General features: G+C 67.3%; 22 protein-coding genes and 1 pseudogene. 12 read left to right on the top strand and 11 right to left on the bottom strand.

Annotation, left to right across the window (positions count from 1 at the left end; genetic code table 11):
- The first annotated feature begins 95 nt into the window (after nucleotides 1-95).
- The 7 genes from mdcA to mdcH are packed head-to-tail and all read left to right on the top strand — an operon-like array spanning nucleotide 96 to nucleotide 6,169.
- Nucleotides 96-1,754: a malonate decarboxylase subunit alpha gene (gene mdcA / locus AC3FLX_RS02660; RefSeq protein ID WP_488693586.1), complete on the top strand. Its 1,659-nt coding sequence runs from the start codon at nucleotides 96-98 to the stop codon at nucleotides 1,752-1,754.
- Nucleotides 1,754-2,647 (top strand): triphosphoribosyl-dephospho-CoA synthase, encoded by an 894-nt coding sequence (locus AC3FLX_RS02655; protein ID WP_488693584.1) that lies wholly within the window; start codon nucleotides 1,754-1,756, stop codon nucleotides 2,645-2,647. The genes mdcA and AC3FLX_RS02655 overlap by 1 nt, the downstream gene beginning before the upstream one ends.
- Entirely contained in the window at nucleotides 2,647-2,955 is a 309-nt protein-coding gene (locus tag AC3FLX_RS02650; protein ID WP_488693582.1) for a malonate decarboxylase subunit delta, read from the top strand. Before AC3FLX_RS02655 ends, AC3FLX_RS02650 begins: the two co-directional genes overlap by 1 nt.
- On the top strand, nucleotides 2,952-3,806 hold the full coding sequence (locus AC3FLX_RS02645; protein ID WP_488693580.1) for a biotin-independent malonate decarboxylase subunit beta: 855 nt from the start codon (nucleotides 2,952-2,954) through the stop codon (nucleotides 3,804-3,806). Before AC3FLX_RS02650 ends, AC3FLX_RS02645 begins: the two co-directional genes overlap by 4 nt.
- Nucleotides 3,803-4,621 carry a biotin-independent malonate decarboxylase subunit gamma gene (gene mdcE, locus AC3FLX_RS02640; protein ID WP_488693578.1) on the top strand — a complete coding sequence of 273 codons (819 nt, stop codon included), beginning with the start codon at nucleotides 3,803-3,805 and terminating at the stop codon, nucleotides 4,619-4,621. The genes AC3FLX_RS02645 and mdcE overlap by 4 nt, the downstream gene beginning before the upstream one ends.
- A complete protein-coding gene (locus AC3FLX_RS02635; RefSeq protein ID WP_488693576.1) occupies nucleotides 4,569-5,261 on the top strand; it encodes a malonate decarboxylase holo-ACP synthase in 693 nt (230 codons plus the stop codon). The genes mdcE and AC3FLX_RS02635 overlap by 53 nt, the downstream gene beginning before the upstream one ends.
- Nucleotides 5,246-6,169 carry a malonate decarboxylase subunit epsilon gene (gene mdcH, locus AC3FLX_RS02630; RefSeq protein WP_488693574.1) on the top strand — a complete coding sequence of 308 codons (924 nt, stop codon included), beginning with the start codon at nucleotides 5,246-5,248 and terminating at the stop codon, nucleotides 6,167-6,169. The genes AC3FLX_RS02635 and mdcH overlap by 16 nt, the downstream gene beginning before the upstream one ends.
- A 25-nt stretch (nucleotides 6,170-6,194) precedes the next feature.
- Here mdcH and AC3FLX_RS02625 read toward each other — a convergent pair whose 3' ends face one another.
- The gene (locus AC3FLX_RS02625; RefSeq protein WP_488693572.1) at nucleotides 6,195-7,079 is read right to left on the bottom strand and encodes a LysR family transcriptional regulator; all 885 of its coding nucleotides are present in this window, start codon (nucleotides 7,077-7,079) and stop codon (nucleotides 6,195-6,197) included.
- 128 nt (nucleotides 7,080-7,207) lie between these two features.
- Between AC3FLX_RS02625 and AC3FLX_RS02620 the strand changes: the two genes are divergently transcribed.
- The 3 genes and pseudogenes from AC3FLX_RS02620 to AC3FLX_RS02610 form a co-directional block, all read left to right on the top strand.
- Nucleotides 7,208-8,332 (top strand): TauD/TfdA family dioxygenase, encoded by a 1,125-nt coding sequence (locus AC3FLX_RS02620; protein WP_488693570.1) that lies wholly within the window; start codon nucleotides 7,208-7,210, stop codon nucleotides 8,330-8,332.
- Between the two features lie 113 nt (nucleotides 8,333-8,445).
- Nucleotides 8,446-9,411: a tripartite tricarboxylate transporter substrate binding protein gene (locus AC3FLX_RS02615; RefSeq protein WP_488693568.1), complete on the top strand. Its 966-nt coding sequence runs from the start codon at nucleotides 8,446-8,448 to the stop codon at nucleotides 9,409-9,411.
- A gap of 106 nt (nucleotides 9,412-9,517) precedes the next feature.
- Nucleotides 9,518-10,306, top strand: a pseudogene (locus AC3FLX_RS02610) (YoaK family protein); the annotation flags it as partial.
- Between the two features lie 31 nt (nucleotides 10,307-10,337).
- Here AC3FLX_RS02610 and AC3FLX_RS02605 read toward each other — a convergent pair.
- A complete protein-coding gene (locus AC3FLX_RS02605; protein WP_488693567.1) occupies nucleotides 10,338-11,339 on the bottom strand; it encodes a molybdopterin-dependent oxidoreductase in 1,002 nt (333 codons plus the stop codon).
- 192 nt (nucleotides 11,340-11,531) lie between these two features.
- Here AC3FLX_RS02605 and AC3FLX_RS02600 point away from each other — a divergent pair, with 192 nt between their 5' ends.
- A complete protein-coding gene (locus tag AC3FLX_RS02600; RefSeq protein WP_488693565.1) occupies nucleotides 11,532-12,053 on the top strand; it encodes a molybdopterin-binding protein in 522 nt (173 codons plus the stop codon).
- Here the strand turns inward: AC3FLX_RS02600 and AC3FLX_RS02595 are convergent.
- The 8 genes from AC3FLX_RS02595 to dsdA form a co-directional block, all read right to left on the bottom strand.
- Complete coding sequence (locus AC3FLX_RS02595) at nucleotides 12,048-12,854, bottom strand: IclR family transcriptional regulator (protein WP_488693563.1); 807 nt, start codon at nucleotides 12,852-12,854, stop codon at nucleotides 12,048-12,050. The genes AC3FLX_RS02600 and AC3FLX_RS02595 overlap by 6 nt on opposite strands.
- Complete coding sequence (locus tag AC3FLX_RS02590) at nucleotides 12,841-13,746, bottom strand: alpha/beta fold hydrolase (protein WP_488693561.1); 906 nt, start codon at nucleotides 13,744-13,746, stop codon at nucleotides 12,841-12,843. The genes AC3FLX_RS02595 and AC3FLX_RS02590 overlap by 14 nt, the downstream gene beginning before the upstream one ends.
- Before the next feature lie 19 nt (nucleotides 13,747-13,765).
- Nucleotides 13,766-15,874 (bottom strand): acetate--CoA ligase family protein, encoded by a 2,109-nt coding sequence (locus tag AC3FLX_RS02585; RefSeq protein ID WP_488693560.1) that lies wholly within the window; start codon nucleotides 15,872-15,874, stop codon nucleotides 13,766-13,768.
- A gap of 5 nt (nucleotides 15,875-15,879) precedes the next feature.
- Nucleotides 15,880-16,677, bottom strand: a complete 798-nt coding sequence (locus tag AC3FLX_RS02580; protein ID WP_488693558.1) for an enoyl-CoA hydratase/isomerase family protein — start codon at nucleotides 16,675-16,677, stop codon at nucleotides 15,880-15,882.
- A gap of 48 nt (nucleotides 16,678-16,725) precedes the next feature.
- A complete protein-coding gene (locus AC3FLX_RS02575; protein ID WP_488693716.1) occupies nucleotides 16,726-17,661 on the bottom strand; it encodes a tripartite tricarboxylate transporter substrate binding protein in 936 nt (311 codons plus the stop codon).
- Nucleotides 17,662-17,962: 301 nt separating this feature from the next.
- The gene (locus tag AC3FLX_RS02570; RefSeq protein WP_488693715.1) at nucleotides 17,963-19,438 is read right to left on the bottom strand and encodes an amidase; all 1,476 of its coding nucleotides are present in this window, start codon (nucleotides 19,436-19,438) and stop codon (nucleotides 17,963-17,965) included.
- 79 nt (nucleotides 19,439-19,517) lie between these two features.
- Entirely contained in the window at nucleotides 19,518-20,498 is a 981-nt protein-coding gene (locus AC3FLX_RS02565; RefSeq protein ID WP_488693557.1) for a Bug family tripartite tricarboxylate transporter substrate binding protein, read from the bottom strand.
- Nucleotides 20,499-20,540: 42 nt separating this feature from the next.
- The gene (gene dsdA / locus AC3FLX_RS02560) at nucleotides 20,541-21,839 is read right to left on the bottom strand and encodes a D-serine ammonia-lyase (protein ID WP_488693556.1); all 1,299 of its coding nucleotides are present in this window, start codon (nucleotides 21,837-21,839) and stop codon (nucleotides 20,541-20,543) included.
- Nucleotides 21,840-21,963: 124 nt separating this feature from the next.
- Here dsdA and AC3FLX_RS02555 point away from each other — a divergent pair, with 124 nt between their 5' ends.
- Nucleotides 21,964-22,914, top strand: a complete 951-nt coding sequence (locus AC3FLX_RS02555; RefSeq protein ID WP_488693554.1) for a LysR family transcriptional regulator — start codon at nucleotides 21,964-21,966, stop codon at nucleotides 22,912-22,914.
- Nucleotides 22,915-22,936: 22 nt separating this feature from the next.
- Here the strand turns inward: AC3FLX_RS02555 and AC3FLX_RS02550 are convergent, their stop codons facing one another.
- A complete protein-coding gene (locus tag AC3FLX_RS02550) occupies nucleotides 22,937-24,154 on the bottom strand; it encodes a bifunctional alpha/beta hydrolase/OsmC family protein (protein ID WP_488693552.1) in 1,218 nt (405 codons plus the stop codon).
- Between the last annotated feature and the right edge of the window lie 29 nt (nucleotides 24,155-24,183).

The raw sequence follows: 24,183 nt of genomic DNA, 5'->3' as shown, positions 1-24,183 counted from the left end.
ACGCCCGCCGTAACGGTCCGTCGCCGACGTTGATTGTTCGCCCACACCGCCGTGGCCTATCTTTCCGGTAACGACCGCAGCACACCGGAGACGTCATGCTGAACCCGATACCGGAACGACAATGGGATACCCGCCGCACCGAGAAGCGGCGGCGCCAGGCCCTGGGGGCGAAGATCGCCACGGGCAAGGTGGTGCCCACGGCAGATATCGTTCGCTTTCTGGAAACGATCGCCGCCCCCGGCGACCGCGTGGTACTGGAAGGCAATAACCAGAAACAGGCCGACTTTCTGTCGCGCGCGCTGGCTGAAGCCGACCCGTCGCGCCTGCACGACCTGCATATGATCATCCCGAGCGTGAGCCGGGTGGAGCATCTGGACCTGTTCGAGCGCGGCATCGCGCGCAAGCTCGACTTTGCCTTTGCCGGGGCGCAGAGCGTGCGGATCTCGCAGTTCCTGGAAGACGGGCTGCTCGAAGTGGGCGCCATCCATACCTATATCGAGCTGTATTCGCGGCTCTATGTCGACCTCACGCCGCACATCGTGCTGACCGCCGGGTACAAGGCCGACCGCAACGGCAACCTCTACACCGGCCCGAGCACCGAGGATTCTCCCGCGCTGGTGGAAGCCGCCGCGTTCCGCGACGGCATCGTGATTGCCCAGGTCAACGAAATCGTCGACGATCCGGCCGACCTGCCGCGCGTGGACATTCCGGGGTCCTGGATCGACTACGTGGTGCAGTCCGACAAGCCATTCTTCTGCGAACCGCTGTTCACGCGCGATCCGCGCCTGATCAAGCCGGTGCACATCCTGATGGCGATGATGGCGATCCGCGGCATCTACGAACGCCATAACGTCCAGTCGCTGAACCACGGCATCGGCTTCAACACGGCCGCCATCGAACTGATCCTGCCCACCTACGGCGAACAGCTCGGCCTCAAGGGCAAGATCTGCAAGTACTGGACACTGAACCCGCACCCCACCCTGATTCCCGCCATCGAAACGGGCTGGGTCGAAAGCGTGCACAGCTTCGGCAGCGAACTGGGCATGGAAGACTACGTGGCGGCGCGGCCCGATGTGTTCTTCACCGGCGCCGACGGCAGCATGCGTTCGAACCGTGCGTTCTGCCAGCTCGCCGGCCAGTACGCGGTGGATCTGTTTATCGGCTCCACGCTGCAGATCGACGGCGACGGACACTCGTCGACCGTTACACGCGGACGACTGTCCGGCTTTGGCGGCGCGCCGAACATGGGCCATAACCCCGGTGGCCGCCGCCATGCCACGCCGGCCTGGCTGGACCTGATCGAAACCGACGACCCGCTGGCCAGGGGCCGCAAGCTCGTGGTGCAGATGGTGGAGACGTTCCAGGCGGGCGGCAAGCCGACCTTCGTCGAATCGATGGACGCGGTGCAGGTGGCCAAGGACAGCGGCATGCCGCTGGCACCGGTGATGATCTACGGCGACGACGTCACGCACGTGCTGACCGAGGAAGGCATCGCCTATCTCTACAAGGCCCGCTCACTCGAAGAGCGCCGCCGGATGATTGCCGCGGTGGCCGGTGTCACGCCGATCGGCATGAAGCACGACCCGGCCACCACGCGCCAGATGCGCAGCGACGGCCTGATCGCGCTGCCGGAAGACCTCGGCGTGCATCGCGGGCAGGCCACGCGCTCGTTGCTGGCCGCACGCAGCATGTCGGATCTGGTGGAATGGTCGGGCGGACTCTACAACCCGCCCGCACGCTTCAGGAGCTGGTAATGGCCGCGCTGGCATCCCTCGCATGCCGTGACACCGCGCCGGCCGGCATGGCCGATGCAATCGGCGACCTGGCAGTGGCCGTGCTGGTGGACGAAGCCACGCTGGCCCCAAAGCCTGGCCTGGTCGATGCGCGCGGCAATGGCGCCCACGCGGATATGACACTGCCGCTGATGGTGGCCTCCGCGCACAGCCTGCGTGACAGCTTCGTCGTCATGGCTCGCGCCGGTCAGCAGGCGCAGCGCATCGACGTGGCGTTGCGCGAGCGCCTTGGCGCGCTGGGCCGCGAAGCCGAATCGGCCATGCTGCGCGCCACCGGCGGCATCAACACGCACCGTGGCGCCATCTGGGCACTCGGCCTGCTGGCCGGTGCGGCAGGCTGGCTCTGCAAGGCGCGCGGCGCCCGGGCGCACACCAAGGCCATCGTGCAGATGGCTGCGGTGATCGCGCGCCTGCCCGATCGCCATCGTCCCGCCCATACCGGCAACAAGGGAGAACTGGCGCGCGCCGCATATGGCGTGGGCGGTGCGCGCGAACAAGCCGAAGCCGGTTTCCCGCATGTGATGGGTGTCGCCCTGCCGATGCTGCACGAATGCCGCGCACGCGGCGACGCTGAACCGACGGCACAGGTCAACGCGCTGCTGGCCATCATGGCGCGGCTCGACGACACCTGCGTGCTGGCGCGCGCGGGCCGCGCAGGGCTTGCCGAAATGCAGGCCGGCGCCGAGGCCGTACTGGACGCGGGCGGCATCGGCACGCTGACCGGCAGACGGCGGCTGCATGACCTTGAAGCGACGATGCAGGCGCGGCAGGCATCGCCGGGCGGCGCGGCAGACCTGCTGGCCGCCACCCTATTCCTTGACCGGCTCCCGGCCGTGCAATCTGGAGAGAACTGATGGAACAGCTCCGTTTCGAATATGCCGCCGGCGATCCGGCGTCCCGCCGCGTGCTGGTGGGCGTGGTCGGCTCCGGCGACCTGGAAGTCATCATCGAACCCGGCGATGCCGGCAAGACGTCGATCGACGTCACCACCTCAGTCAACGGCTACTCGCGCGTCTGGGACGCACAGCTGACCCGGGTGTTCAACGCCGAGCCGCGCGCCGCGATGAAGATCCGCATTCATGACTTCGGTGCCACGCCGGGCGTGGTGGGCATGCGACTGGCCGAAGCGTTCGAAGCCCTCGACAGCAAGGAGCCGACATGACACGCGCCGCGCTTCTCTCACGCGAGAGCTTTGTAGAACTCGGCGCGCGCGAACGTGCGCTGGCCCTGCTCGATGCCGGCACCTTCCGTGAACTGGCCGGTCCCTTCGACGGCCTGACCTCGCCGTGGCTCGAACGCCAGGGCGTGGTGCCGCAAGGTGACGACGGCGTGATCGTGGCCAAGGGCACGATTGACGGCCTGCCTGCCGTGGTCATGGCCATCGAAGGCGCATTCCAGGGCGGCAGCCTGGGCGAAGTGGGCGGCGCCAAGATCGCCGGCGCGCTGGAACTGGCAGCGGACGACAATCGCAAAGGCGTGCCCACGCGCGCCGTGATCCTGTTCGAAACCGGCGGCGTGCGCCTGCAGGAAGCCAACCTCGGCCTGGCGGCGATTGCCGAGATCCATGCCGGCATCGTCGACCTGCGCCGCTACCAGCCCGTTATCGGCGTCATTGCCGGGCAAGTCGGCTGTTTCGGCGGCATGTCGATTGCCGCCGGCCTGTGCAGCGCGCTCGTGGTCACGCGCGAGGCGCGCCTGGGCCTGAACGGGCCGGCCGTGATCGAACAGGAAGCCGGCATTGGCGAATACGACTCACGCGATCGTCCGTTCATCTGGGGTCTGACCGGCGGCGAACAGCGCTATGCCACGGGCCTGGCCGACCGCTATGTGGAAGACGATGCGGCCGGAATCCGCGATGTCGTGGCCGAACTCGCAACGGCGCCGGTGCAAGAAGCCGCGCGCAGCGAAAGCTATGACGACTATCTGCGCCGCATCGCGGCCTACACCGCCGCCGATGCCATTCATCAACCCGATCCGGCCACGGTCCGCCGTCTCTATGGAGAACGACAATGAGCGAACAGCAAACATCGGGCCGGGGCGAAGCATGGCTCGCCGCCCTGAGCGGCAATGCACCCCGGCTGCCTGGCTATCCGCCGTCGGTCCAGGTGGCCGACATCGACATGGCAGGCCGCGCCGCGCGGCTGATCGCGGTGGTGCCCGACGCCTCCAGCCCGCTTCCGCGTGCGCGCCACGGCGAAGTGGGCCTGCTTGAAGGCTGGTCGCTGGCACGTGCGGTGCACGAAGCCATCGCGGCCGACAAGGACCGTCCCGTCAAGCGCGTCATCATCGCCATCGTGGACACGCCAAGCCAGGCCTATGGCCGGCGCGAGGAAGCATTCGGCATTCACCAGGCACTTGCCAGCGCCGCCGCGGCGTACGCCACGGCCCGGCTGCAAGGGCATCCCGTGATTGCGCTGCTGGTGGGCAAGGCCATGTCGGGCGCATTCCTGGCGCACGGCTATCAGGCCAACCGCATCCTTGCCCTGAAAGATCCGGGCGTGCAGGTTCATGCGATGGGCAAGGAAGCGGCGGCACGCATTACGTTGCGCAGCGTCGAGGATCTCGAAGCATTCGCCGCGACCGTGCCCCCGATGGCTTACGACCTGGACAACTACGCAACGCTGGGCCTGCTCTGGCGCACGATTGCCGTGCAGAATGCCGCCGCGCCCACCGCCGACGATCTCGGCACGGTGCGGCACCACCTTCAGGAAGCACTGGCCAATATCGATGCCGATCCGAAGCGGGACCTGCGCAGCCGCCTGCAAGGCGAAAACCGTGGCGCCACGCGCCGCGCGCGAGAAACGCTGGCCAGCCAGTGGCACGACTGACATGCAGCCGCTGCCGCACGACCTGATCTGGCTGCGCGATCCCGCCGCGTTCATCGCGGCGGGGGACGTGCCGGACTGGGCCGATGCGGACTGGCTCGCACAGGCGCCACTCGTGGTGCGGCGTGACCGCGATGCCTCGGGGCGAATTCCGGTGGGCATACGTGGCCGCCAGCGTGCGCAGCACCATGCCACGTGGATCGAAGCCGGGCAGTGCGCGACGCTCGTCTCGCCCTTCGATATCGCACGCGAGGGCTTCTGGCGGCTGCATCCGCGCCGTGACGAGATTCCGGCGTTGCATGCCCTGGACCCGATTGCCCGGCAACTGGCGGCATTGCCCCATCGCTGGGGCGTGACGGGGGCGGTGGGCTTCACGCTGGCGTCGGGCATCGACGTGCTGCATGCGGGCAGCGATATCGACTTGCTGCTGCAATCGCCCGAACCGCTTTCTCCGCAAACACTGGCCGCGCTGCAGGCGCTGGTCGACACGGACACGGTCCGCCTCGACATCCAGATCTCGACCCCGCACGGCGCCTTTGCCCTGCGCGAAAGACTGCGCACCCAAGGCCGCGTGCTGCTGAAGACCGACGCGGGTCCGGTGCTTTGCGACGATCCCTGGCAGGCGCCATGCCAACCCTGCTGACATTCCCCGGACAGGGCGCGCAGCGGCCCGGCATGCTGCATGCGCTGCCCGACCATCCTGCCGTAGCACGCACGCTTGCCGAGGCCGGCGAAGTGCTGGGCACCGATATCCTGCGGCACGACGACGCGGCGCATCTGGCCTCCACGGTGTCCGTGCAGCTTTGCCTGCTCGTCGCTGGCGTGTCCAGCGCCCGTGCCTTGCTGGACGATGGCGGCGGCGCGCATGCCGTGGCGGGCCTGTCGATCGGCGCCTATGCCGCGGCGGTGACCGCCGGCGCATTGCCGTTTGCCGATGCCGTGCGCCTGGTCGCGCTACGCGGCAGGCTGATGGAGACCGCTTATCCATCGGGTTATGGCATGACCGCGATCCTCGGTCTGGAGCCAGCGCCACTGGAGGCGATCGTCGCCGACGTCCATCGGCCCGGCATGCCGGTCTTCATCGCCAACTACAACGCCGAATCCCAACTCGTCATTGCCGGCTCCGATGCCGCGATGGCGCGCGTGGCCGACCTGGCACTGGCTGCGGGTGCCCGCACCGCGCAGCGCGTGGCGATTGCCGTGCCGTCGCACTGCGCGCTGCTCGACGATGCCGCCGCGACGCTGGCCCGCGCGTTCGCCGAGGTGTCGGTCAGGCGTCCGACGCTGCGCTATTTCAGCGCCAGCGCGGCGCGCGAGCTGCGCGATCCGGCACGCATCGCCGAAGACCTCGCACGCAATATGGCGCTGCCCGTGCGCTGGCACGAGACGATGCTGCTAGCGCGCGCCTGCGACATGCGGCTGGTGGTGGAAATGCCGCCTGGCAACGTGCTGACGCGGCTGTGCCAACCGCTGTTTCCGCAGGCCGTGGCGCTGTCGGAAACACGCGCGGACAGCGCGCGGGTACTGATGGCACGCGAAGCGGCGAACTGATTCCCGCTCCCGAAGATCCCGAAGACTATGTGCGCGGCGTCTGTAGCGTCGCCTCCACTGCTTCTCTCAACGCCTGCAGCGGCCGGCTGTCCTCGTCCGCCTTGCGCAGTACCAGCGACATCTGCAGCACGGGCGCGTCCGGCCCCAGCCGGACCCGGCGCACGGGATAGCGGTCCGCCACGGTAGGGTCCATCAGTTGCACCACCGACACACCGAGTCCCGCGCTGACCATTGCCACGATGGCCGTCACGCTGTCGAACTCCATCGCGCTGCGCTTATCCGGCAACAGACGGTGGACGTGGCGCGCCGCCATCGCTCCTGACACAGTGGCCCGGTCATAGCGGATCCAGTCGTAGCGCGCCAGCAGTTCCGCCGGCGATTCGCCTCGGCTGCCGCTATCCGGCGGTGCCAACAGCATCAGCTCGCGCGTGGCTACCGGATACCAGCGCAGGCTGGCGACCCGGCCCGACTCAGGCCGCGCCACCACGGCGGCGTCGAGCTGACCGGCCTTGACCATTTCCATCAGCCCCGTGCTGCGGCCGCGCACCGGCTTGACGGTCAGACGCGGATAGCGCTCGCGCAGGTAGCGCAGTGTCCCCGGCAACAGCACCGGCTGCATCGATTCGATCACCCCCAGCCGCGCGCTGCCTTCCACGGCCACGCTCGTGCGCCGGCGCAGAGCGCCCAAATGCCTGAGGCCGCCCTCCATCGACGCCGCCACCTCGCGCGCCAGCGCATTGGGCCGCACCTGAAGCCCCGAACGGTCGAACAGTGGCTGCCCCAGATACTGCTCAAGCTGCTTCATCTGCATGCTGACCGCGCTCGGCGTCAGATGCATGGTGGCGGCCGCGGCAGCAAACGAGCCCTCCTCGATCACTGCCGCCAACGTGGCGAAGGTCTCCAGCTTCATCAAGAATCCTTATGAAGGACGTCAAACAACGTCACTTTCTCTTGGTATCGGTCGAGCATAGACTGGCTTCACGACGTCGCGCAAGGCTGCACAGCCCCCGCCCAACCCTGATAAAGAAGCCGATTCCCATGTCTGCACAAAGCCCCCAAGCCTGGCTCGCCGCCGATGCCCAGCGCGATACCTCGTGGACCCTGCGCCTGACCGCCGCCGAAGTCGCCAGCTTCGACCATGCCCTGGCCCACGCCAGGACGCTCGGCAAACCCCTGCTGGAGATGACCCGCGACGACTTTCCGCTCGATGACGGCGCCCGCCAGGCGCTGGCACGCGCCGTGGCCCTCACCCAGGGCCGATGGGGCATGTGTCTGGTCAAGGGCTTTCCGGTGGACCGCTGGAGTGAAGACGACACCCGCCTGGCCTATTGGGGCATGGGCCTGCACATGGGCGTGGCCCGCACGCAGAACCGCGCCAGCGACTTTATGAACGACGTGCGCGACGTTGGCGCCGCGTACAAGACCACCAACGGCCGTGGCTACAACACCAATGCCGGGTTGGATTTCCATACCGATTCGGGCGACATCGTGGGCCTGATGTGCCGCCGCGCGGCCAAGTCGGGCGGCGAAAGCAAGGTCGTCAGTTCGATGGCGCTGCGCGATGCCGTGGCGCAACGCCGTCCGGATCTGGTGCCCGTGCTGCAGCAGCCGTTCTATTACAGCTACCAGGGCGCGCAGGACCCATCGCAGCCACCCTTCTACCCGCTGCCTATCCTGGGAAGCCATCCGTCGGCGTTTGCCTTCCGGATCAACCGCAAGAACGTGGTGGCGGCACAGCGCGATTTCGAGGACGTGCCCCGCCTGACGCAGATGCAGATCGAGGCGCTGGATCTGCTCGACACACTGCTCACCGATCCCGAACTGTGTTTCTCGATGCAGCTCGAACAGGGTGACATGCAGCTCCTGAACAACTACGTGACCGTGCACTCGCGCACCAATTTCGAAGACTTCGAGGAATTCGACCGCAAGCGCCACCTGCTGCGGCTGTGGCTGGCGGTGCCGGGTTCGCAGCCGCTGCCCGGCGACTGGGCGGTCTATTTCACCGACGTGCGGGCTGGCGCGGTGCGCGGCGGCCTGCGTGGCAGTGCCCGCAGCGCGGCGTTCGACGCATTCGAACAGCGCCAGGCGGACGCGATGGGCATGCCGCTGAAGCCCTGGCCCGGCAGCCGCGCGGCCGCGAACGTGGAGGACGCCGCCGCCTGAATCGCCCCGCAGCACGATCCCGCACTACGGCCGGCGCCCTCCGGCCGCGTATGCCCGACACGGCGCCCGCCCGACGAGGCGCCGGACTCATAAAGAGAAACGGAGACAACCCCATGCAACGACGCGACTTCCTTGCGCTGCTATCGGCAGCACTCGTGTTGCCCCCCGATCTTCTTCACGCTGCCCCGTCCGCCCCGTCCGTGACCAAGCTGCTGGTCGGCGCCACACCCGGTGGCGGCACCGACATCGTCGCCCGTTCGCTGGCGGCGGACCTGGAGCAGCGCCTCAAGCACACCTTTATCGTCGAGAACCGTGGCGGTGCGGCCGGGAATATCGCGGCGACCGCCGTGGCCAAGGCCGACCCCGATGGCGGCACGCTGTTGCTCAGCTATACGAGCCACGCCATCAATCCGGCACTGTTTGAAAAGAAGCCCTTCGATCCGATCAAGGACTTCACGCCAATCTCGCTGATCGCCAGCTCACCGCTGATTCTGGTGGCACGTCCGGGTCTGGAGGCCAGCAACGTGCGCGAGCTGATCGCACTGGCCAAATCGAAGCCGGGCAAGCTCAGTCTGGCCGTTGCCGGCGTGGGCAGCGCCAATCATCTGGCTGGCGAAATGTTCAAGCACGAGGCCGGCGTCGATATCGTCAGCGTGCCGTACAAGGGCGCCGGCCCCGCCGTGGCCGACGTGGTGGGCAGCCAGGCCGATCTGCTGCTCGGTAACGTCGCCACCGTGCAGCCGCTGCTGCAGGCCGGCAAGATCAAGGGGCTCGGCGTCAGCAGCCAGAACCGGCTGGCCGCATTCCCCAAGCTGGCGCCGATTGCCGAGACGATCCCGAACTTCGACTACCGCTCGTGGTACGGACTGCTCGGCCCAGCCGGCATGGCACCGGAAACGGTGCGGGAACTGGAGGCCGCTGCCGCCGCGGCCGTGGCATCGCCCGCCATGCGCAAGCGGCTGATCGGCGAGGGACTCGATCCGGTGGGCAACAACGCCGCACAGTTCACGCAGTTCCTGCAGAGCGAGATCACGCGATGGGCCAAGGTGGTATCCGTGACGCAGACGCGCATCACATGATGCGTGACCGTTGTGTCCAGCGCGCAACTGCCGCGTCGGCAGGATGCGCACGGACGCGGTCACGGCCGTATGATGGGTGCTTCCGTCCGCCCCCGCACCTCCCACCATGCCGCTCGGGTATCTGCGCAGTCTCACCGCCCATCGCCGCAGCCCGGTTGCCAACCGCCGGCTGGCCCGAGTGCTCTGTTTCGTGGCGGGCGCCGCCAATGCAGGCGGCTTTCTGGCGGTTCATCAGTACACGTCGCATATGTCTGGCGTGGTCTCTTCCATCGCCGACGAACTGGTGCTGCAGCGCTATGGCCTGGTACTGAATGGCGTTGGCGCGCTCGCGTCGTTCATTGGCGGCGCGGCCTGCTCGGCAATCCTGATCAACTGGGCCAGACGCATGCGGCTGCGCAGCGAGTACGCCATTCCGCTGCTGCTCGAAGCGCTGCTGCTACTGGGCTTCGGTCTGCTGGGCACGCACCTGGACGACATGGAATGGCTGTTCGTGCCCGCCACGGTGATGCTTCTCTGCTTCATGATGGGGCTGCAGAATGCGCTGATTACCAAGTTGTCCAATGCCGAAATCCGCACCACGCACGTCACCGGCATGGTCACGGACATCGGCATCGAGCTTGGCAAGCTCTGCTACTGGAACGCCCCGGTGCGTCCCGGCGTGCGGCCCGTTACGGCCGACCGGCACAAGCTCCGGCTGCTGGCCGTGCTGGTAGGGCTATTCTTCCTGGGTGGCCTGATCGGCGCGCAGGCCTTCAGCGCGATCGGCTACTCGGCGACGTTGCCGCTGGCGGCGCTGCTGCTTGGGGTGGCGATCCTGCCGGTGGCGGACGACATACTGACGCGCACGTTGCTGCGCGCGCACCGCCACCATCTGGTCAGGCGCACGCGCCGCTGGGGCGCCCGGCGAACGTCGGTACAGCCTCCGCTCACCGTGCCGCCGAAACCACCTCAAGACTGATCAGGTTCGACACGTAGCGCCCCGCCTTGCCGTCATTCGGGATGACCAGACGCGCAAACCCGTTGGTGGTCAGCGGCGCGCCATTCATCGCATAGGCGACGATGTCGGGCTGGTTGCCAAAATCGGGCGAGATTTCGGCCAATGAGATCACGGTGCGATAGCCGTCGCTGCCCGTCGCCACCACGTAGAAGCCAAGCAGATCGTTCTTGACCGCCGCGTTGGTGGCCAGCCCGGCTGCATTGACCAGATCCCACAGGCTCACGCCGGTGTAGCTATTGGCCCCGACCGTGCGCGTAACCGGTGTGAGCGCCTGCAAGGCGGCCAGGTTGAAAGTGGCCGGCCGCGCCACCGCACCGCTCAATTGAAACTGCGTGCTGACGCCGCCGCCCACGCCGGCGGCCGTTGAAACGGCGCTGCGCACTTCCAGCTTCACAAGGCCGGATACGTAACGGCCGCCTTTGACGTCGCCAGGCGCCGTCACCCGCAGCGGGCCGTCCGGCGCCGCCAGCGCAACACTGGCGCCATTGACCGTCTCGGCGTACACCACCTGGCTGGCGCGGTTGCCAAAGTCCGGACTCAGCTCTCCCATCGAAAAGACCGCGCGATAGTTGTCGCTGCCCGTGGCCACCACGTACTTGCCCAGCAGATCGTTATGCACGGCCGGATTGGTCTGGATGCCGGCCTGATTCAGCAGCGTCCAGAGGCTGGCGCCCGTGTAGGTGTGGGTCTGCGGGCCGCTGCCACTGGAAAACGACACGGTCTGCGTGGCGGCAGGCATGGCTTGCAGTTGCGCCAGCGAAAGCGATGCCGGCGTGGCCTGCGGAGTGGCGGGCGTGGCCGCCGGCGGATCAGTCGAAGCGGATGCGTCGTCCGATCCGCCACAGGCAGTGGCCACCGGCAACAGCGCCATCCAGCAAAGGTGCAGCGCCAGCCGGCGCCAGCCACGAACTTCTCCTCGGTGCAATGCCATCGAACGATCTCCTTCCCGGTTTGCGGCGCCCTGCCCGATGCGGCGGCTCCGGGCATGCCGCATACCCGTCATGCCCTTCCGCATATGGCCTCTGGCCCGTCGTTATGTAATCGTGTATATAGCGGTTAACGATGACAGAAGCCGCGCGGAAAGACAACGGTCATCCACATGAACCCCCAGGAAGGAATTGCGATGCAACCAGCCCTTGCTGCCGGCGCAGCCACCGAGGCCGCCAATTACTCCGACGCCGTCGACGTATTTGGCGACCTGCCCTATGCCCGCCGGTTCGACCGGGAATCCCTGCTGGGGCTGGCGCAGATCTCGGCTGGCGCCGCGACGGTGGAGTGCTACACGGGCCGCCATATCCGTGACGTGAGCCAGCAGCGCGGCGTGCTGCTGACGGCGCTACTGGACGAGGCGGGCATGAAGACCCTGCCCCGCGCCCAATGCAAGCAGTTGATCGTCGCGGTGCATGCGGCCGACGGCTATGTCTGCCTGTTCACCTGGCACGAACTCTACAACTCCCCTATCGGCGAGCGCGCGATGCTGCTTGTCGAGCAGGATGGGGAAATCCTGCCCATCGCGGCAGGTGGAGTGCAACTGACTTCGCTGGGGGATCTGCGGCTAGGGCCGCGCAGCGCCGTGGCCGTGACGGCGATCGAAGTGCGCCGATGGGTGGCCGGCCCAGGACAGGGCGGACCGAGGGCGCTATAGCGGTTCGGACTGCGCCGTCTCCACGGCGTCGCGGATGCCGGCGGCCAGCCGCATCAGGCGCGGCGCCAGGTCCCGGGCAACGTCCCGCACCGATGCGCGCGTGGACAGGCTGACGTTCAGCACGTGCACTGGATAGTGTTCGAGCACCAGGGGCGTTGAAATGGCCACCACCTCGGGCTGCCAACTGGCCGCGCACCAGCCGTGCCGCGCCACGTGCGCCACCGCCGCCTCGATGTCGGCCTGCAGCGCCGGCCAATGCGCGGAGCGCGTCGCAAAATCGGCCATCCGGGCCGCGTAGTCGGCCTCGGGCGCCACGGCCAGCCACGCGCGGCCCAGCGACGTCAGCGCCATTGGCACGCGCTGTCCCGCCACCACGCTGCGCAGCGACGCCTTGCGGCCATGCCGGATCGATTCCAGATACACCATCTCGTCGCGGTCAGCCAGTGCAAGGCCCACGTTCAGATGCTCGGCCTGCGCCAGCTCGCGCATCATCGGCGCGGCCTGCTGAAGTACCGTGGAGCCGCTGCGCATCGCGTGCGCCAGGCTCAGCACCGGCACGCCAAGCCGGTAGGCACGCAACGCCACGTCATATTGCAGGAACCCCATGTCGACCAGGCTCTGCGTCAGCCGGCTGACCGTCGAGCGCGCCAGACCGGTGCGTTCGGCCAGTTCGCCGTTACCCAGCACCTCGGACCCAGGGCGAAACGCGCGCAGGATCTCGATACCGCGCTCCAGCGACCGGTTGGCCTGCAGGTTTGCCGGGCGGCCCCGTGCCCGGCGCTGGGCGTCACTCGCGTCCACGGTTCCCGTTCACATCGCGCGCAAACCAGTCGAGCAGCAGCGCGTTGATCGCGTCATGCGCTTCGTACTGAACCCAATGACCGGCACCGTCGATGATCGCGCCCTGGCGGCGTGGACGGCCATCGACGAAGTTCGCCAGCACGGTTGCCGGATCGGCAGTGACATCGTCCTCGCCATAGGCGAGCAGGACGTCACCGGCAAACCGGTCGAGCGCGTTGGCAAGGCCGCCAGAACGCGAGATCTGCTTGCTGCGGAAGCGCGCGTGCCGGCACGACTCGGTATAGGCCAGCAGGGCCAGCGCATCGATCTTGCCCGCGTCCGACATCATGAAGGCGCCAATGTTGTGGCGCATGGCCTCGGTCAGCGCGGCCGTGTCGGCCGCGCGACGCCAGTCCACGAGGTCGATCGTCTGGCGACGCACCCCGGCGTGACCACCCGGACCCAGCAGCGCCAGGCCGCGCACCGACGGCAAGGCACTCGCCAGGTTCGACGCGGTCAGGCCGCCAAACGAAAAACCGGCCAGTTCGACCGGCCCGTCCACCGGTAGCTGCGCGAATCCCGCCACCACCGTATCGACCAGCGTCTGCAGTTCTCCGTTGGAAGGATCGCCCGATGCGCCGTAGCCGGGCAGGTCCGGCACCCAGACCGTATGCCGCGCGGCCAGTGCCGAGATATTGCGCACCCAGTGCAGCCAGCTGCCGTGGCCACCGTGCACCAGCAGCACATGCGGCCCCGCGCCGAACTGGCGCCACACCATGCGGCAGCCGTTGGCATCGGTCACGTGAACGCGGGCCTGTTGCTCCAGCCGGTGGACGAACGCCGCGGCCTCCCTTACGTCGGTCGCCTCAACCACTTCCACCGCATCCACTGCACCGGCAACTGCTTGCGTCATCCTGCTGTCTCCTGTCCCGTCATGCGCCGAGCACCGCCACGCCGTCCGCCGCGCGCACGCCCTGGCCCGCCGGCAGCACGAAGATCGGGTTGATCTCGGCCTCCACCAGACGCGGCCCCAACGCGGCCGCCATTCCGGAAAACGCCACGATAGCACTGACGAGCGCTTCGACGTCGGCCTTCGGACGTCCGCGATAGCCATCGAGCAGCGGCCAGGTCTTCAGATCGTGCACCATCGACAGCGCTTCGGCGCGCGTCAGCGCCCCCGATGCGGGGAGCAGCCGCAGCGTGGTGTCCTGGAACAACTCAGCCGTCACACCGCCCATTCCCAGCAGGATCGCCGTGCCCAGCGCATCGCGATGCGTGCCGAGAATCAGCTCCACGCCACCGCTGACCATTTCCTGCACGAGAAAGCGGTCCGGCGCCTGGCCCGTGTGCCGCAGGACATCTTCGCGCATCGCGGCAAGTCGCGCGCCAATCGCTTCCGGTGCCACGTTGACGGCCACGCCGCCGATATCGCTCTTGTGCGTGATCGATGACGACAGGATCTTGAGCACTACACGGTCGCCCAGCGTTCGCGCGGCGGCTTCGGCGGCCGCTTCGCCATCGACAGCGGTCTCGCGCACGCCCGGCACGCCAAAGCGCGCGAACAGTTGCTTGGCGGCGTGTTCGTCCAGCGCACCGTTCGGAAGATCGTCGATGGCCGATGGCACCGGCTCCGCCGCCTGCGCCGCAACCGGCGGCTGTCCCGCCGCCAGCATCGCGGCGAACGCCACCGCGCAGCTTTCCGGCGCGCTGAAGGCCGGCACACCGCGCTGGTTCAGCACCGCCGCCACCTGCGGCGCGTGCGGGCTGACGTAGGCCAGCACAGGCTTGTCGCTTTCGGGCAGGCAATCGTTGATGGCGTCGGCCATCAGGTCCGGCATCGCCAGCCCGGACGAGCCGACGATGATCGTCACGGCATCGTAGCTGGGGCTGGCCAGCAGTGTGCGAATGGCGCCGCGCAGCAGGTCCGGCTGCAGGCCGGCCAGCGTGACGTCGATCGGATTCCGATCGAGCGCGGCGTGGTCGCCCTTTTGCAGCGCTCGCAATCGTTCGGCGGTCATGCCGTCCGGCGCCGGTGTCTCAAAGCCCGAGACACCAAGACTGTCCGACACCAGCGTGCCGGCGCCCCCCGTGGAGGTCAGCACCGCGATGCGCCGGCCATGCAGCACGCGGCCGGTTGCCAGTGCGGCCGGAATATCGATCAGGTCCGAGAACGTCTGCGCGCGGATCACGCCGATCTGCCGGAACAGCGCGTCGTACATGCGATCGGCACCCGCCATCGCGCCCGTATGCGAAACGGCGGCACGGGCCCCGGCTTCCGATCGTCCGATCTTGAATGCCACCACCGGCTTGCCGGCGGCCGCGGCCTTCAAGGCCGCCGCGCGGAAGCGTTCGACGTTGCGCACGCTCTCCACGTAAAGCGCGATCACGCGCGTAGCCGGATCATCGGCCAGGTAGTCGATGAAATCCGCCAGCTCCAGGTCCGCCTCGTTGCTCGTCGATATCAGCTTCGACAGCCCGATGCCACGCGCGGCAGCACGCGACAGCAGCGCGCCAAGAATGCCCCCGCTCTGCGACACCACGCCGATGCTGCCGGTCGGAAAATGGTCCATTGCCAGCGCACCGCTCGCCGATAGCGGAATGTTGTCGGTCAGGTTGACCAGTCCGATCGTATTCGGCCCCAGCACACGCATGCTGCCCGCCGCTGCCATCAACTCGGCCTGGCGGCGCGCGCCCTCGTCACCGGTTTCCGTATAGCCGCTGGCCAGGACGATGGCCGCGCCCGTGCCCCGTGCGGCCAGTTCGCGCACGGCCTGGTGCGCGCGCTCGGCGCCCAGCAGCACGATGCCAACGTCCGGCACTTCGGGCAGTGAACCGATATCGGGATAGCAGCGGATGCCGTCGATGGCATCGACCTTGGGATTGACCGGATAGATCTCGCCGGTAAAGCCGTGGCGCGTCAGATAGGAAACGGGCCGGCCAGCGGTCTTGTTCGGATCGGCCGACGCGCCGATCACGGCCACGCTGCGTGGCTTGACGAGACGTGCGATCGCGCTGCCGCCGGCGGAAAACTGTGCTGCCATGATGCTCACCCCTTGTTGGCGGACTTGGCCAGGAATGCCAGTACGGATTCACGATGCTCGCGGCTGGTGTAGCAGATGCCTTGCGCCTGGCTGCCCTGCGCAAAGACCTGGTCGGCCGTGAGTTCGAACGTCTGGTTCAGGATCGACTTGCCCAGCGCCAGCGCCGTGCCCGAGCCATGCGACATCTCCGCCGCCCAGGCCACGGCATCGTCGACCAGCGCCTCCGATGTGGCGCTGAGGCGATCGGCGATACCGAGTTGCAGCGCTTCGTCGGCCTCCACCTTGCGGCCGCTGAAAATCAGCTGTTTCGCATTGGCCAGCCCGACGCGGCGCGGCAGGAAGTACATGCCTCCACCATCGGGAATCAGTCCGCGATGGATATATGACCAGGTAAAGCTGGCCGCCGGCGAAGCGATCACCAGATCGCAGGCCATCGCCAGATCGGCACCGAGTCCGTTGGCGCCGCCATTGACGGCGGCAATCACGGGCTTGGGCATGTTATGCAGCAGCGCCACCGAATGATGCACGCGCTGCTGGCGCGTCCAGCCGTTGAAGCCGACTTCGCCCGGCGGGGCGTCCATGCGGCGCTGCATGCCGGCCACGTCGCCACCGGCGCAGAAGCCCTTGCCGCTGCCGGTCAGCACCAGCGCCCGGACATTGCGGTCCGCGGTCACACGCTCCAGCGCATCGATCAGTTCGGTACGCATGTCATCGCTGATCGCGTTGCGCTTGTCCGGCCGATTCAATGTCAGCACGGCAACGCCGTCACGCAGCTCAAGTTGGATCAGGGTGTATTCGGTCATGATGGTTTTCGTAGAGATCAATCTTGTTCGATTCGTGTTCGATGGCGGTCAGTTCAGACTGATACGGGCGTCCTTGACGACCTTGCTCCAGCGCACCTGCTCGCCGTGCACGTAGCGGCCGAATTCCTCCGGTGTGCCGGGGCTGACAATCAGACCCTCGGCTTCGGCGCGCTTGCGGAACGCTTCGGCGGTCACCGCTTTCCGGGCGGCGGCGTTGAGACGGGCGATTACGGGTGCCGGCGTGCCAGCCGGTGCGAACAGCCCGTACCAGCTCTCGGCCGCATAGCCCGGCACGCCGCTTTCGGCAATCGTCGGCACCTTGGCCAGGTCGGGGCTGGTCGACCGCTGCGACGTGGTCACGCCCAGCGCGCGCAGCTTGCCGGATTCGAGCAGGTTGCCCACGGCTGACGCGGTGGCAAACATCAGGTCCACCTGACCGCCCAGCAGATCGGTAATCGCGGGGCCGGCGCCCTTGTAGGGGATGTGATTGAGATCGACGCCGGCCAGGCTCTTGAACAGTTCACCGGCCAGATGCGCCGATGTGCCCGGCCCTTGCGAGGCAAACGAGATACGCCCCGGCGTGGCCTTGGCTGCCGCGATCACATCGCGCACGGACTTATAGGGGCTGTCCGCGCGCACCACGAGCACATTGGGGGATCGGCCCACCAGCATCACCGGCGTGAACGCCTTGGCGGTGTCGTAGGGCAGCTTGGGTTGCAGGCTCGGATTGACGGCGTGCGCAAATGTGGCCATCACGAGCGTGTAGCCGTCGGCCGCACTCTTGGCGACGTTGTCGGTGCCGATGATGGTGCCGCCGCCGGGCTTGTTGTCGACGACAACGGGCTGGCCAAGGTCCTGCGACATCGCCGCGCCCATTGCACGGGTGATCAGGTCAGTACCGCCGCCGGGCGAGAACGGCACGACGATACGGATCGGCTTGTCGGGAAAAGCGGCGTGGGCTTGCGATGTGCCGCCGGCCAGCATGGCGAACGGCAGGACCAGCGCGGCCAGGCGCCGCGCGGCGCGGAATGCAGCGGTTGCCAAGGTTGTCTCCTGTCTGTGTTTTCGTATGACAGGAGGTTAGGCCGAGGACGCTTCGAACGCAGCCGGCTAATTCCACAGCGTGGAAATAGCGGCAAGACGGGCTCCCCTCTCCCGCAGCGCGGGAGAGGGGTTGGGGGAGAGGGCGTTGAGGTTCAAATTGCGACTTGTCTCGGCTTGAACCGCCAGCCCTCTCCCCCGCCCCTCTCCCGCTCGCGGGAGAGGGGAGAACACAGTCACCCAGTCAAACCGCCGACGCTTCCTTGCCCTGCTTGACCTTGGCATCCAGCACCGGCGGCGCGGTGACGATCGATGTCAGCGCAGGCTCGGCCGGCTTCAGTGCGGCCAGGTCCGGCAAGGGGCGACGCAATGACGGAATCGCCGCAAACACCTGCTCCATCGCGTACGACACGCCCAGCGTTTCATGATCCTTGCGGAAGCCGCCAACGATCTGCAGGCCGAACGGCATTCCCGCATGGTCGCGTCCGCACGGCAGCGACAGCGCCGGATGCGTGGTCAGCGTGACCACGTACGTCAGCGACAACCAGCGATAGTAGTTCTCCTGCTTCACGCCGTTGATCGCCTCGGCGTAGAGCGACGTCCACGGGAAGGGCGACACGGGCGTGGTCGGCGACAGGATGACATCGTAGTCCTGGTACAGCTTTTGGAAGCGCTGCAGGACGCGCGTCTGCTCGGCCTGCGCCCAGGCGCTGTCCAGCAGCGACATGCGCGCGCCCATCTCGAAGTTGGCGCGCGTGTTCGGCCCGAGACTCGACGGGTCGCGCTCATACGCCTCCCGCATGCCGGCGACGAAGCTCTCGGCGCGCAATACGTCGAAGCAGCGATGGGCGGCTCCCAGGTCTACCTCGATGGCATCGCAGCTACGGAACAGATGTCGCATGGCCGCGATCTTCTCGCGGAACGTGCGGCGGATGTCGTCGTCCACATCGCAGCAGCCAAAGTCTTCGGTGTAGCCCACACGCAGGCTGCCCAGGTCCATCGGCATCGGCGTCAGGAACGACAGCGGATCGAGCGGATAGGTCAGCGGGTCGCCCGCCGACACGCCAGCCGTTGCCGCGAGCTGCAGGCACGCATCGGCCACCGTGCGGCCCATCGGCCCCACCACCGAGATCGGCGTCCAGCCCAGCAGCTTGCGCGAGCTTGGCACCACGCCTGGCGATGGCCGGAAACCTACCACGCCGCATTTGGCGGCGGGAATGCGCAGCGAGCCGCCGGTATCCGAGCCCGTGCAGACCGGCAGCAGGTCGGCCGCCAGCGCCGCGGCCGATCCGCCCGACGAACCACCCGCATTGAGGTTCGGATTGAACGGATTGCCCGTTGCGCCCCAGACGTCGTTGCGCGAATTGGCGCCGGCTCCCATCTCGGGAATATTGGTCTTGCCGGCCACCACGGCACCGGCGGCGCGCAGGCGCGCGACCAGCACGTTGTCCTCCGCCGGCACGTTGTCTCGATACAGCGGCGATCCATACGTGGTCAGCAAGCCAGCCGTCGCCTCCAGGTCTTTCACGCCCAGTGGCAGGCCGTGCAGCAGCCCCAGCGGCTTGCCGTCCAATACCGCACGTTCGGCTGCGCGCGCTTCCTCGCGGGCACGGTCGAAACAGGTGGCCGTGACGGCGTTGAGGAAAGGATTCACCCGCTCGATCTGCGCGATGCATGCATCCAGCAACTCGACAGGCGAGATCTCCTTGCTGCCGATCATGCGCCGCAGCTCGGTGGCTGGGCGTGCAACCAGCGTCTTTTGTGCTTCGTTCACTACTGTCTCCCGTGTGGCAGGACCATTATTCGGCCGTAATGTTCGCACGCTGTGCCGTGGCGCGCATCAGCGGCAGCTCCTTGTTGATCAGCGCCGATACCGCCGCGCCGTTGCCATCGAGCGGTTCGAAGCCGGCGTTGGTCAGCTGTTTGCGCGTGTCGGGGTCGGCCATTACCTCGGCCAGCGCCTTTTCCAGTTTCTGCTTCACGTCGGCGGGCAGGCCGCGCGGCGCCACCAGCGCCAGCCAGGTATCGGCATCGATGCCGGGATAGCCCGCTTCCGCGGCGGTCGGCACATCGGGCAGAAGCGTCGAGCGCTTGGCCGTGGTGACGGCGATCGCCTTGACCTTGCCCGACTTCACCTGCGGAATCGCGGCGGCCACGGTATCCACGGAGAACGGAATCTGCCCGCCGATCAGGTCGGTCATCGCCGGTGCGCTGCCCTTGTAAGGCACGTGCAGCAGTTTCACGCCGGCCAGGTTGAACAGCATCTCGCCCGCGAACTGCGCGGTGGTGCCGGTGCCGAACGATCCGTACGTGTACTTGCCCGGTTGCGCCTTGGCAGCGGCCACGAGTTGCTTGAGATTGCCGATCGGCTGATCCTTGTTGGCCAGCAGGATCAGCCCCGTGCGGCCGGCAAAGCCAATCGGCTCGAAGCTCTTCACCGGGTCGTACGGCAGCTTCGCGTGAATCGCCGGGTTCACCGTGAAGGTGGTGCCCGAGCTGGCCAGCAGCGTGTAGCCATCGGGCGCGGCCTTGGCCACGAAGCTGGCGCCGACGATGGTGCCGGCGCCCGGACGGTTGTCGATCACAACGGTCTGGCCGAGCTTGTCGCCAAGCTTCTTGCCTACCAGGCGCCCGATCACATCGGTGGCGCCACCGGGCGGAAAAGGAATCACGAGCTGGATCGGCTTGGTGGGATAGCTCTGTGCAAACGACGGCAAGGCACCGGCGGCCAGGCAGGCTGCCACAACGACGTGCGAAATTTGGAGGGACGATCGGGTCATGGTAAGGCTCCGCAACGATGCAATCGAAAAGTTCGGGGGTGGTCAGGCTGCCAGCGCCGCGCCGCGCTCGGCAAAGCGTGCATATTCTTCGGGCGGGACGAACAGGCCGCCGGTGGTCCACACCAGATGGGTGGCGTTAGCCATCGCGCCATCAAGGTGGTGCTGGCGGATATAGGCACGCCCGGCCTCGGTGCCAGCAAGCATCCGTGGACCACTGAATCCCGCGGCGGCCGACGGCTCGATCCGCAGCCGTTCGGTTTCACGCACGCGATGCAGATCCGCGAACAGCGTGTCGTCCGCTACCGTGTAGACCCCGCCCAGCAGCGGCCGCATGGCCTGCGCGGCCAGCTCCGATGCCTGCGGCACGGCCAGCCCATCGGCTTCGGTGCGGTTGGTCAATCCGATGTCATAGACCGATGCGCCCGGCGACAACATTTCCACGAGGAAGCACGGCGACTGCGTCGGCTCCGCAAAGAATGCATGCACATGCGGGCCGTAGAGCTGGCGCAAACCGAAAGCGATGCCGGCCGGCGCGCCACCCACTCCACATGGCAGGTAGACGAACAGCGGGTGTTCCGCGTCCACACGCACGCCGGCGTCATCAAGCTGATCACGCAAATGCAGCGCGGCGGCGCTATAGCCCAACATCAGCGACAGCGACCGCTCGTCGTCGACGAAATAGCAAAACGGATCGGCATCGGCCTCGCGCCGGCCGGCAGCCACTGCCGCCGCATAGTCGCCCGTGTGTTCCACCACGTCCACGCCGCGCGCCCGCAGGCGCGCCTTCTTCCACGCCTTGGCGTCGGCCGACATGTGCACGGTGGCGCGAAAGCCCAGCGCCGAAGCCATCACGCCAATGCTCAGCCCAAGGTTGCCCGTCGAACCCACGGCCACCTGGTAGCGGCCGAACAGTTCACGCGCCGGCGCCTCCGCCAGCACGCCGTAGTCGGCGCCGGGGGTGAGCAGCCGATGCTCAAGCGCCAGCGATTCCGCAAATTCCAGCACCTCGTGGATACCGCCGCGCGCCTTGATGGAACCGGCCACTGGCAAGCTGTGGTCGGCCTTGATCCAGAGCGTGCCGGCGGACGGAGCCAACTGCAGCGCCTGCTGCATCTTCGGCGCCGCGATCAGCGGAGATTCGATCCGCCCCGCGCTGTCGCGCAATTCGGGAAACAGCCGCGCCAGCAGCGGCGCGAATCGCTCGAAGCGTGCCTGGGCCGCTTGCACATCAGCTAGACTAATGCATCGCCCGTCGACCCGGGTCTCTACCTCAGGCGCCTCGCTGCGTTGCGGATTCGCCCAGAACACCGGGCGGTCGGCCTGCAAATCGGCAAGCAGCATAGGGGTTAATGCGGATAGTTCGAGCGGCATTGGAACAGGAGCGTCGGGATGGGATGACCTCATTCTTGTCCCATTACACGGGTGTGACAAACCATTTGTACTGATCTATGCATTAGTTTGACTAATGGCCAACACGCTTTCTGCATCATTATTGGGCTGGCTGCGCTGCTTTGAGGCGGCGGCACGACATTGCAACTTCACGCAGGCCGCCGCGGAGCTTTGCGTGACCCAGGGCGCGGTCAGCCAGCAGGTCAAGCAACTTGAACAGTGGCTCGACCGTCCCCTCTTCCTGCGCACGCCGCGCGCGCTGGTGCTGACGCCGGAGGGCGAGCGCCTGCGCTTTGTGCTGCGGGAGTCGTTCCAGGCCATCGAGGGCACACTCACTCAACTACGCAGGCCGCGCGACAAGCAACCCATCGCGCTATCGTGCTCGCCATCGTTCGCGATGGTCTGGCTCACGCCCCGGCTGGGTGGATTCTTCCGTCAGCATCCGGACATCGGCCTGCGCGTCTATGGTGAATTCCATGCGCTCGACCGCTCGCGCATGATGCGCGACGGCATCGAGGCCGCCGTGCGCTTCGATCCCGGCGGCTACCCGGACCTGAAGGCACATCAGTTTCTTGAGGAGTGGCTGATTCCGGTGGCCAGCCCTGCCTATCTGGAGGCCCATCCCGAACTGCGCGCGCCGGATGGCCTGCGCGGCAGCATGCTGCTGCACGACGTCACCCCGTGGGACGGCGCAGGCGAGTTCGACGAATGGCAATGCTGGCTGCGCCATGCCGGTGTGGACCTGCCCGATGCATCGGACGGCCAGCGCTTCAACCTGTCGCAACTGGCGATCAACGCGGCGTTGGCAGGACAAGGCGTGGCGATGGGCCGCTCCGCGCTGATTCTGGAAGATCTGGAGTCAGGCCGCCTGGTAGACCTGTGGGGCATACACGCGCCCAGCGTTGCCTCGTATCACTTCGTCTGCGCACACGGCCAGACCGCGCAGGTTGCGGAAGTGGAGGCATGGCTGGTTGCGGAAGGCGCGGCGTTCGACGCCGCGCGCCGCCGTGTGCTGGGCATCGGCTAGACCCGTGTCGCCCGGCCGGTGACTAGCCCGGCAGCGTATCGATGTGGATTTCCGATTCCAGCGTGCGATGGACCGGGCATTTCCCGGCGATGGCCAGCAGAGACTCCCGCTGTTCCTGGGTCAGATCGCCGCGAATCGCGATACGGCGCTCGATCCTGTCCACCATGCCGACCGTGGTTTCGCACGAGGCGCAGTCTTTCGCATGGATCTTTTCGTGGCGCAGCTGAACCGCCACATGTTCGAGCGGTAGCGCCTTGCGTTCCGCGTACATGCGCAGCGTCATGGATGTGCACGCTCCCAGCGCCGCCAGCAGGAACTCATAGGGATTCGGCCCGGCATCGTCGCCACCCAGCGCCGCGGGTTCGTCGGCCACGAGTTCGTGGCTGCCTACGCGAACCGTCTGCTGGTATCTGCCCCGGTGGCGCTCCGCCACAACCACGACGCCCGGCTCGGGAATCTCGGACTGAACGTCCTCGGCCAGCGTCGGCAGGTAATGCTGCGACCATGCCGCGATCATGCTCGCCGCGTACGCCGCACCGGCGCGGCCCTGCAGCAGATGGTCGGCGCCGTCGAGCGCCACGTAGCTCTTGGGCTGCGCGGCGGCCGCGAAAATGGCCGCGCCGTTTTCCACTTCGACCGTGTCGTCGGTGGGCGATTGCAGCACCAGCAGCGGCTTGCCGAGGTTGGCTACCTCGTCGAGCAGCGCATGACTGGAAACATCGTCGATGAACTGCCGCGCGATGCGGAACGGCCGCCCCGCGAGCTTGACCTCCAGCTCACCTTCGGCGCGAATCCGCTCGACGTTGTCGCCCAGCAGCCCAAGCACGTGGCGTGGATCGCTCGGCGCCGCGATCGTCGCCACCGCGCGCACCTCGGGCAGGCGACGGGCCACGCCCAGCACGGCGGCGCCGCCCAGGCTATGGCCGATCAGCAACGCAGGCGCCTGGCCGCGTGTGCGCATGTACATCGCCACGGCTTCCAGGTCGGCCAGGTTCGACGAAAAGTTGGTACTGGCGAAATCGCCTTCGCTCGCGCCGATACCGGTGAAGTCGAAGCGCAGGACGGCAATGCCCTGCGCGGTCAGCGCCCGTGCAATGCGGGTAGCCGCCAGGCTGTCCTTGCCACACGTAAAACAGTGCGCGAACAGCGCATGCGCGCGCACCGGGCCGTCCGGCCACTCCATCCGGCCAGACAGCGTACCGCCCTGACTGCCGGGAATCTCGATTTTTTCGACACTCATTGCTACCCCCTGCTCATGCCTTGCCCGAG

This window comes from Cupriavidus sp. 291-E7, from assembly GCF_057798835.1.
Note: the sequence above shows the minus strand (reverse complement) of the source record. Positions and strands in the feature narration are given on the sequence as shown.

Excerpts from the sequence above, each read along its gene's own strand:
- mdcA (WP_488693586.1), top strand. The coding sequence starts at position 96 with ATGCTGAACCCGATACCGGAACGACAATGGGATACCCGCCGCACCGAG.
- AC3FLX_RS02655 (WP_488693584.1), top strand. The coding sequence starts at position 1,754 with ATGGCCGCGCTGGCATCCCTCGCATGCCGTGACACCGCGCCGGCCGGC.
- AC3FLX_RS02650 (WP_488693582.1), top strand. The coding sequence starts at position 2,647 with ATGGAACAGCTCCGTTTCGAATATGCCGCCGGCGATCCGGCGTCCCGC.
- AC3FLX_RS02645 (WP_488693580.1), top strand. The coding sequence starts at position 2,952 with ATGACACGCGCCGCGCTTCTCTCACGCGAGAGCTTTGTAGAACTCGGC.
- mdcE (WP_488693578.1), top strand. The coding sequence starts at position 3,803 with ATGAGCGAACAGCAAACATCGGGCCGGGGCGAAGCATGGCTCGCCGCC.
- mdcH (WP_488693574.1), top strand. The coding sequence starts at position 5,246 with ATGCCAACCCTGCTGACATTCCCCGGACAGGGCGCGCAGCGGCCCGGC.
- AC3FLX_RS02625 (WP_488693572.1), bottom strand. The coding sequence starts at position 7,079 with ATGAAGCTGGAGACCTTCGCCACGTTGGCGGCAGTGATCGAGGAGGGC.
- AC3FLX_RS02620 (WP_488693570.1), top strand. The coding sequence starts at position 7,208 with ATGTCTGCACAAAGCCCCCAAGCCTGGCTCGCCGCCGATGCCCAGCGC.
- AC3FLX_RS02615 (WP_488693568.1), top strand. The coding sequence starts at position 8,446 with ATGCAACGACGCGACTTCCTTGCGCTGCTATCGGCAGCACTCGTGTTG.
- AC3FLX_RS02605 (WP_488693567.1), bottom strand. The coding sequence starts at position 11,339 with ATGGCATTGCACCGAGGAGAAGTTCGTGGCTGGCGCCGGCTGGCGCTG.
- AC3FLX_RS02600 (WP_488693565.1), top strand. The coding sequence starts at position 11,532 with ATGCAACCAGCCCTTGCTGCCGGCGCAGCCACCGAGGCCGCCAATTAC.
- AC3FLX_RS02590 (WP_488693561.1), bottom strand. The coding sequence starts at position 13,746 with ATGACGCAAGCAGTTGCCGGTGCAGTGGATGCGGTGGAAGTGGTTGAG.
- AC3FLX_RS02585 (WP_488693560.1), bottom strand. The coding sequence starts at position 15,874 with ATGGCAGCACAGTTTTCCGCCGGCGGCAGCGCGATCGCACGTCTCGTC.
- AC3FLX_RS02580 (WP_488693558.1), bottom strand. The coding sequence starts at position 16,677 with ATGACCGAATACACCCTGATCCAACTTGAGCTGCGTGACGGCGTTGCC.
- AC3FLX_RS02575 (WP_488693716.1), bottom strand. The coding sequence starts at position 17,661 with ATGCTGGCCGGCGGCACATCGCAAGCCCACGCCGCTTTTCCCGACAAG.
- AC3FLX_RS02570 (WP_488693715.1), bottom strand. The coding sequence starts at position 19,438 with ATGATCGGCAGCAAGGAGATCTCGCCTGTCGAGTTGCTGGATGCATGC.
- AC3FLX_RS02565 (WP_488693557.1), bottom strand. The coding sequence starts at position 20,498 with ATGACCCGATCGTCCCTCCAAATTTCGCACGTCGTTGTGGCAGCCTGC.
- dsdA (WP_488693556.1), bottom strand. The coding sequence starts at position 21,839 with ATGCTGCTTGCCGATTTGCAGGCCGACCGCCCGGTGTTCTGGGCGAAT.
- AC3FLX_RS02555 (WP_488693554.1), top strand. The coding sequence starts at position 21,964 with ATGGCCAACACGCTTTCTGCATCATTATTGGGCTGGCTGCGCTGCTTT.
- AC3FLX_RS02550 (WP_488693552.1), bottom strand. The coding sequence starts at position 24,154 with ATGAGTGTCGAAAAAATCGAGATTCCCGGCAGTCAGGGCGGTACGCTG.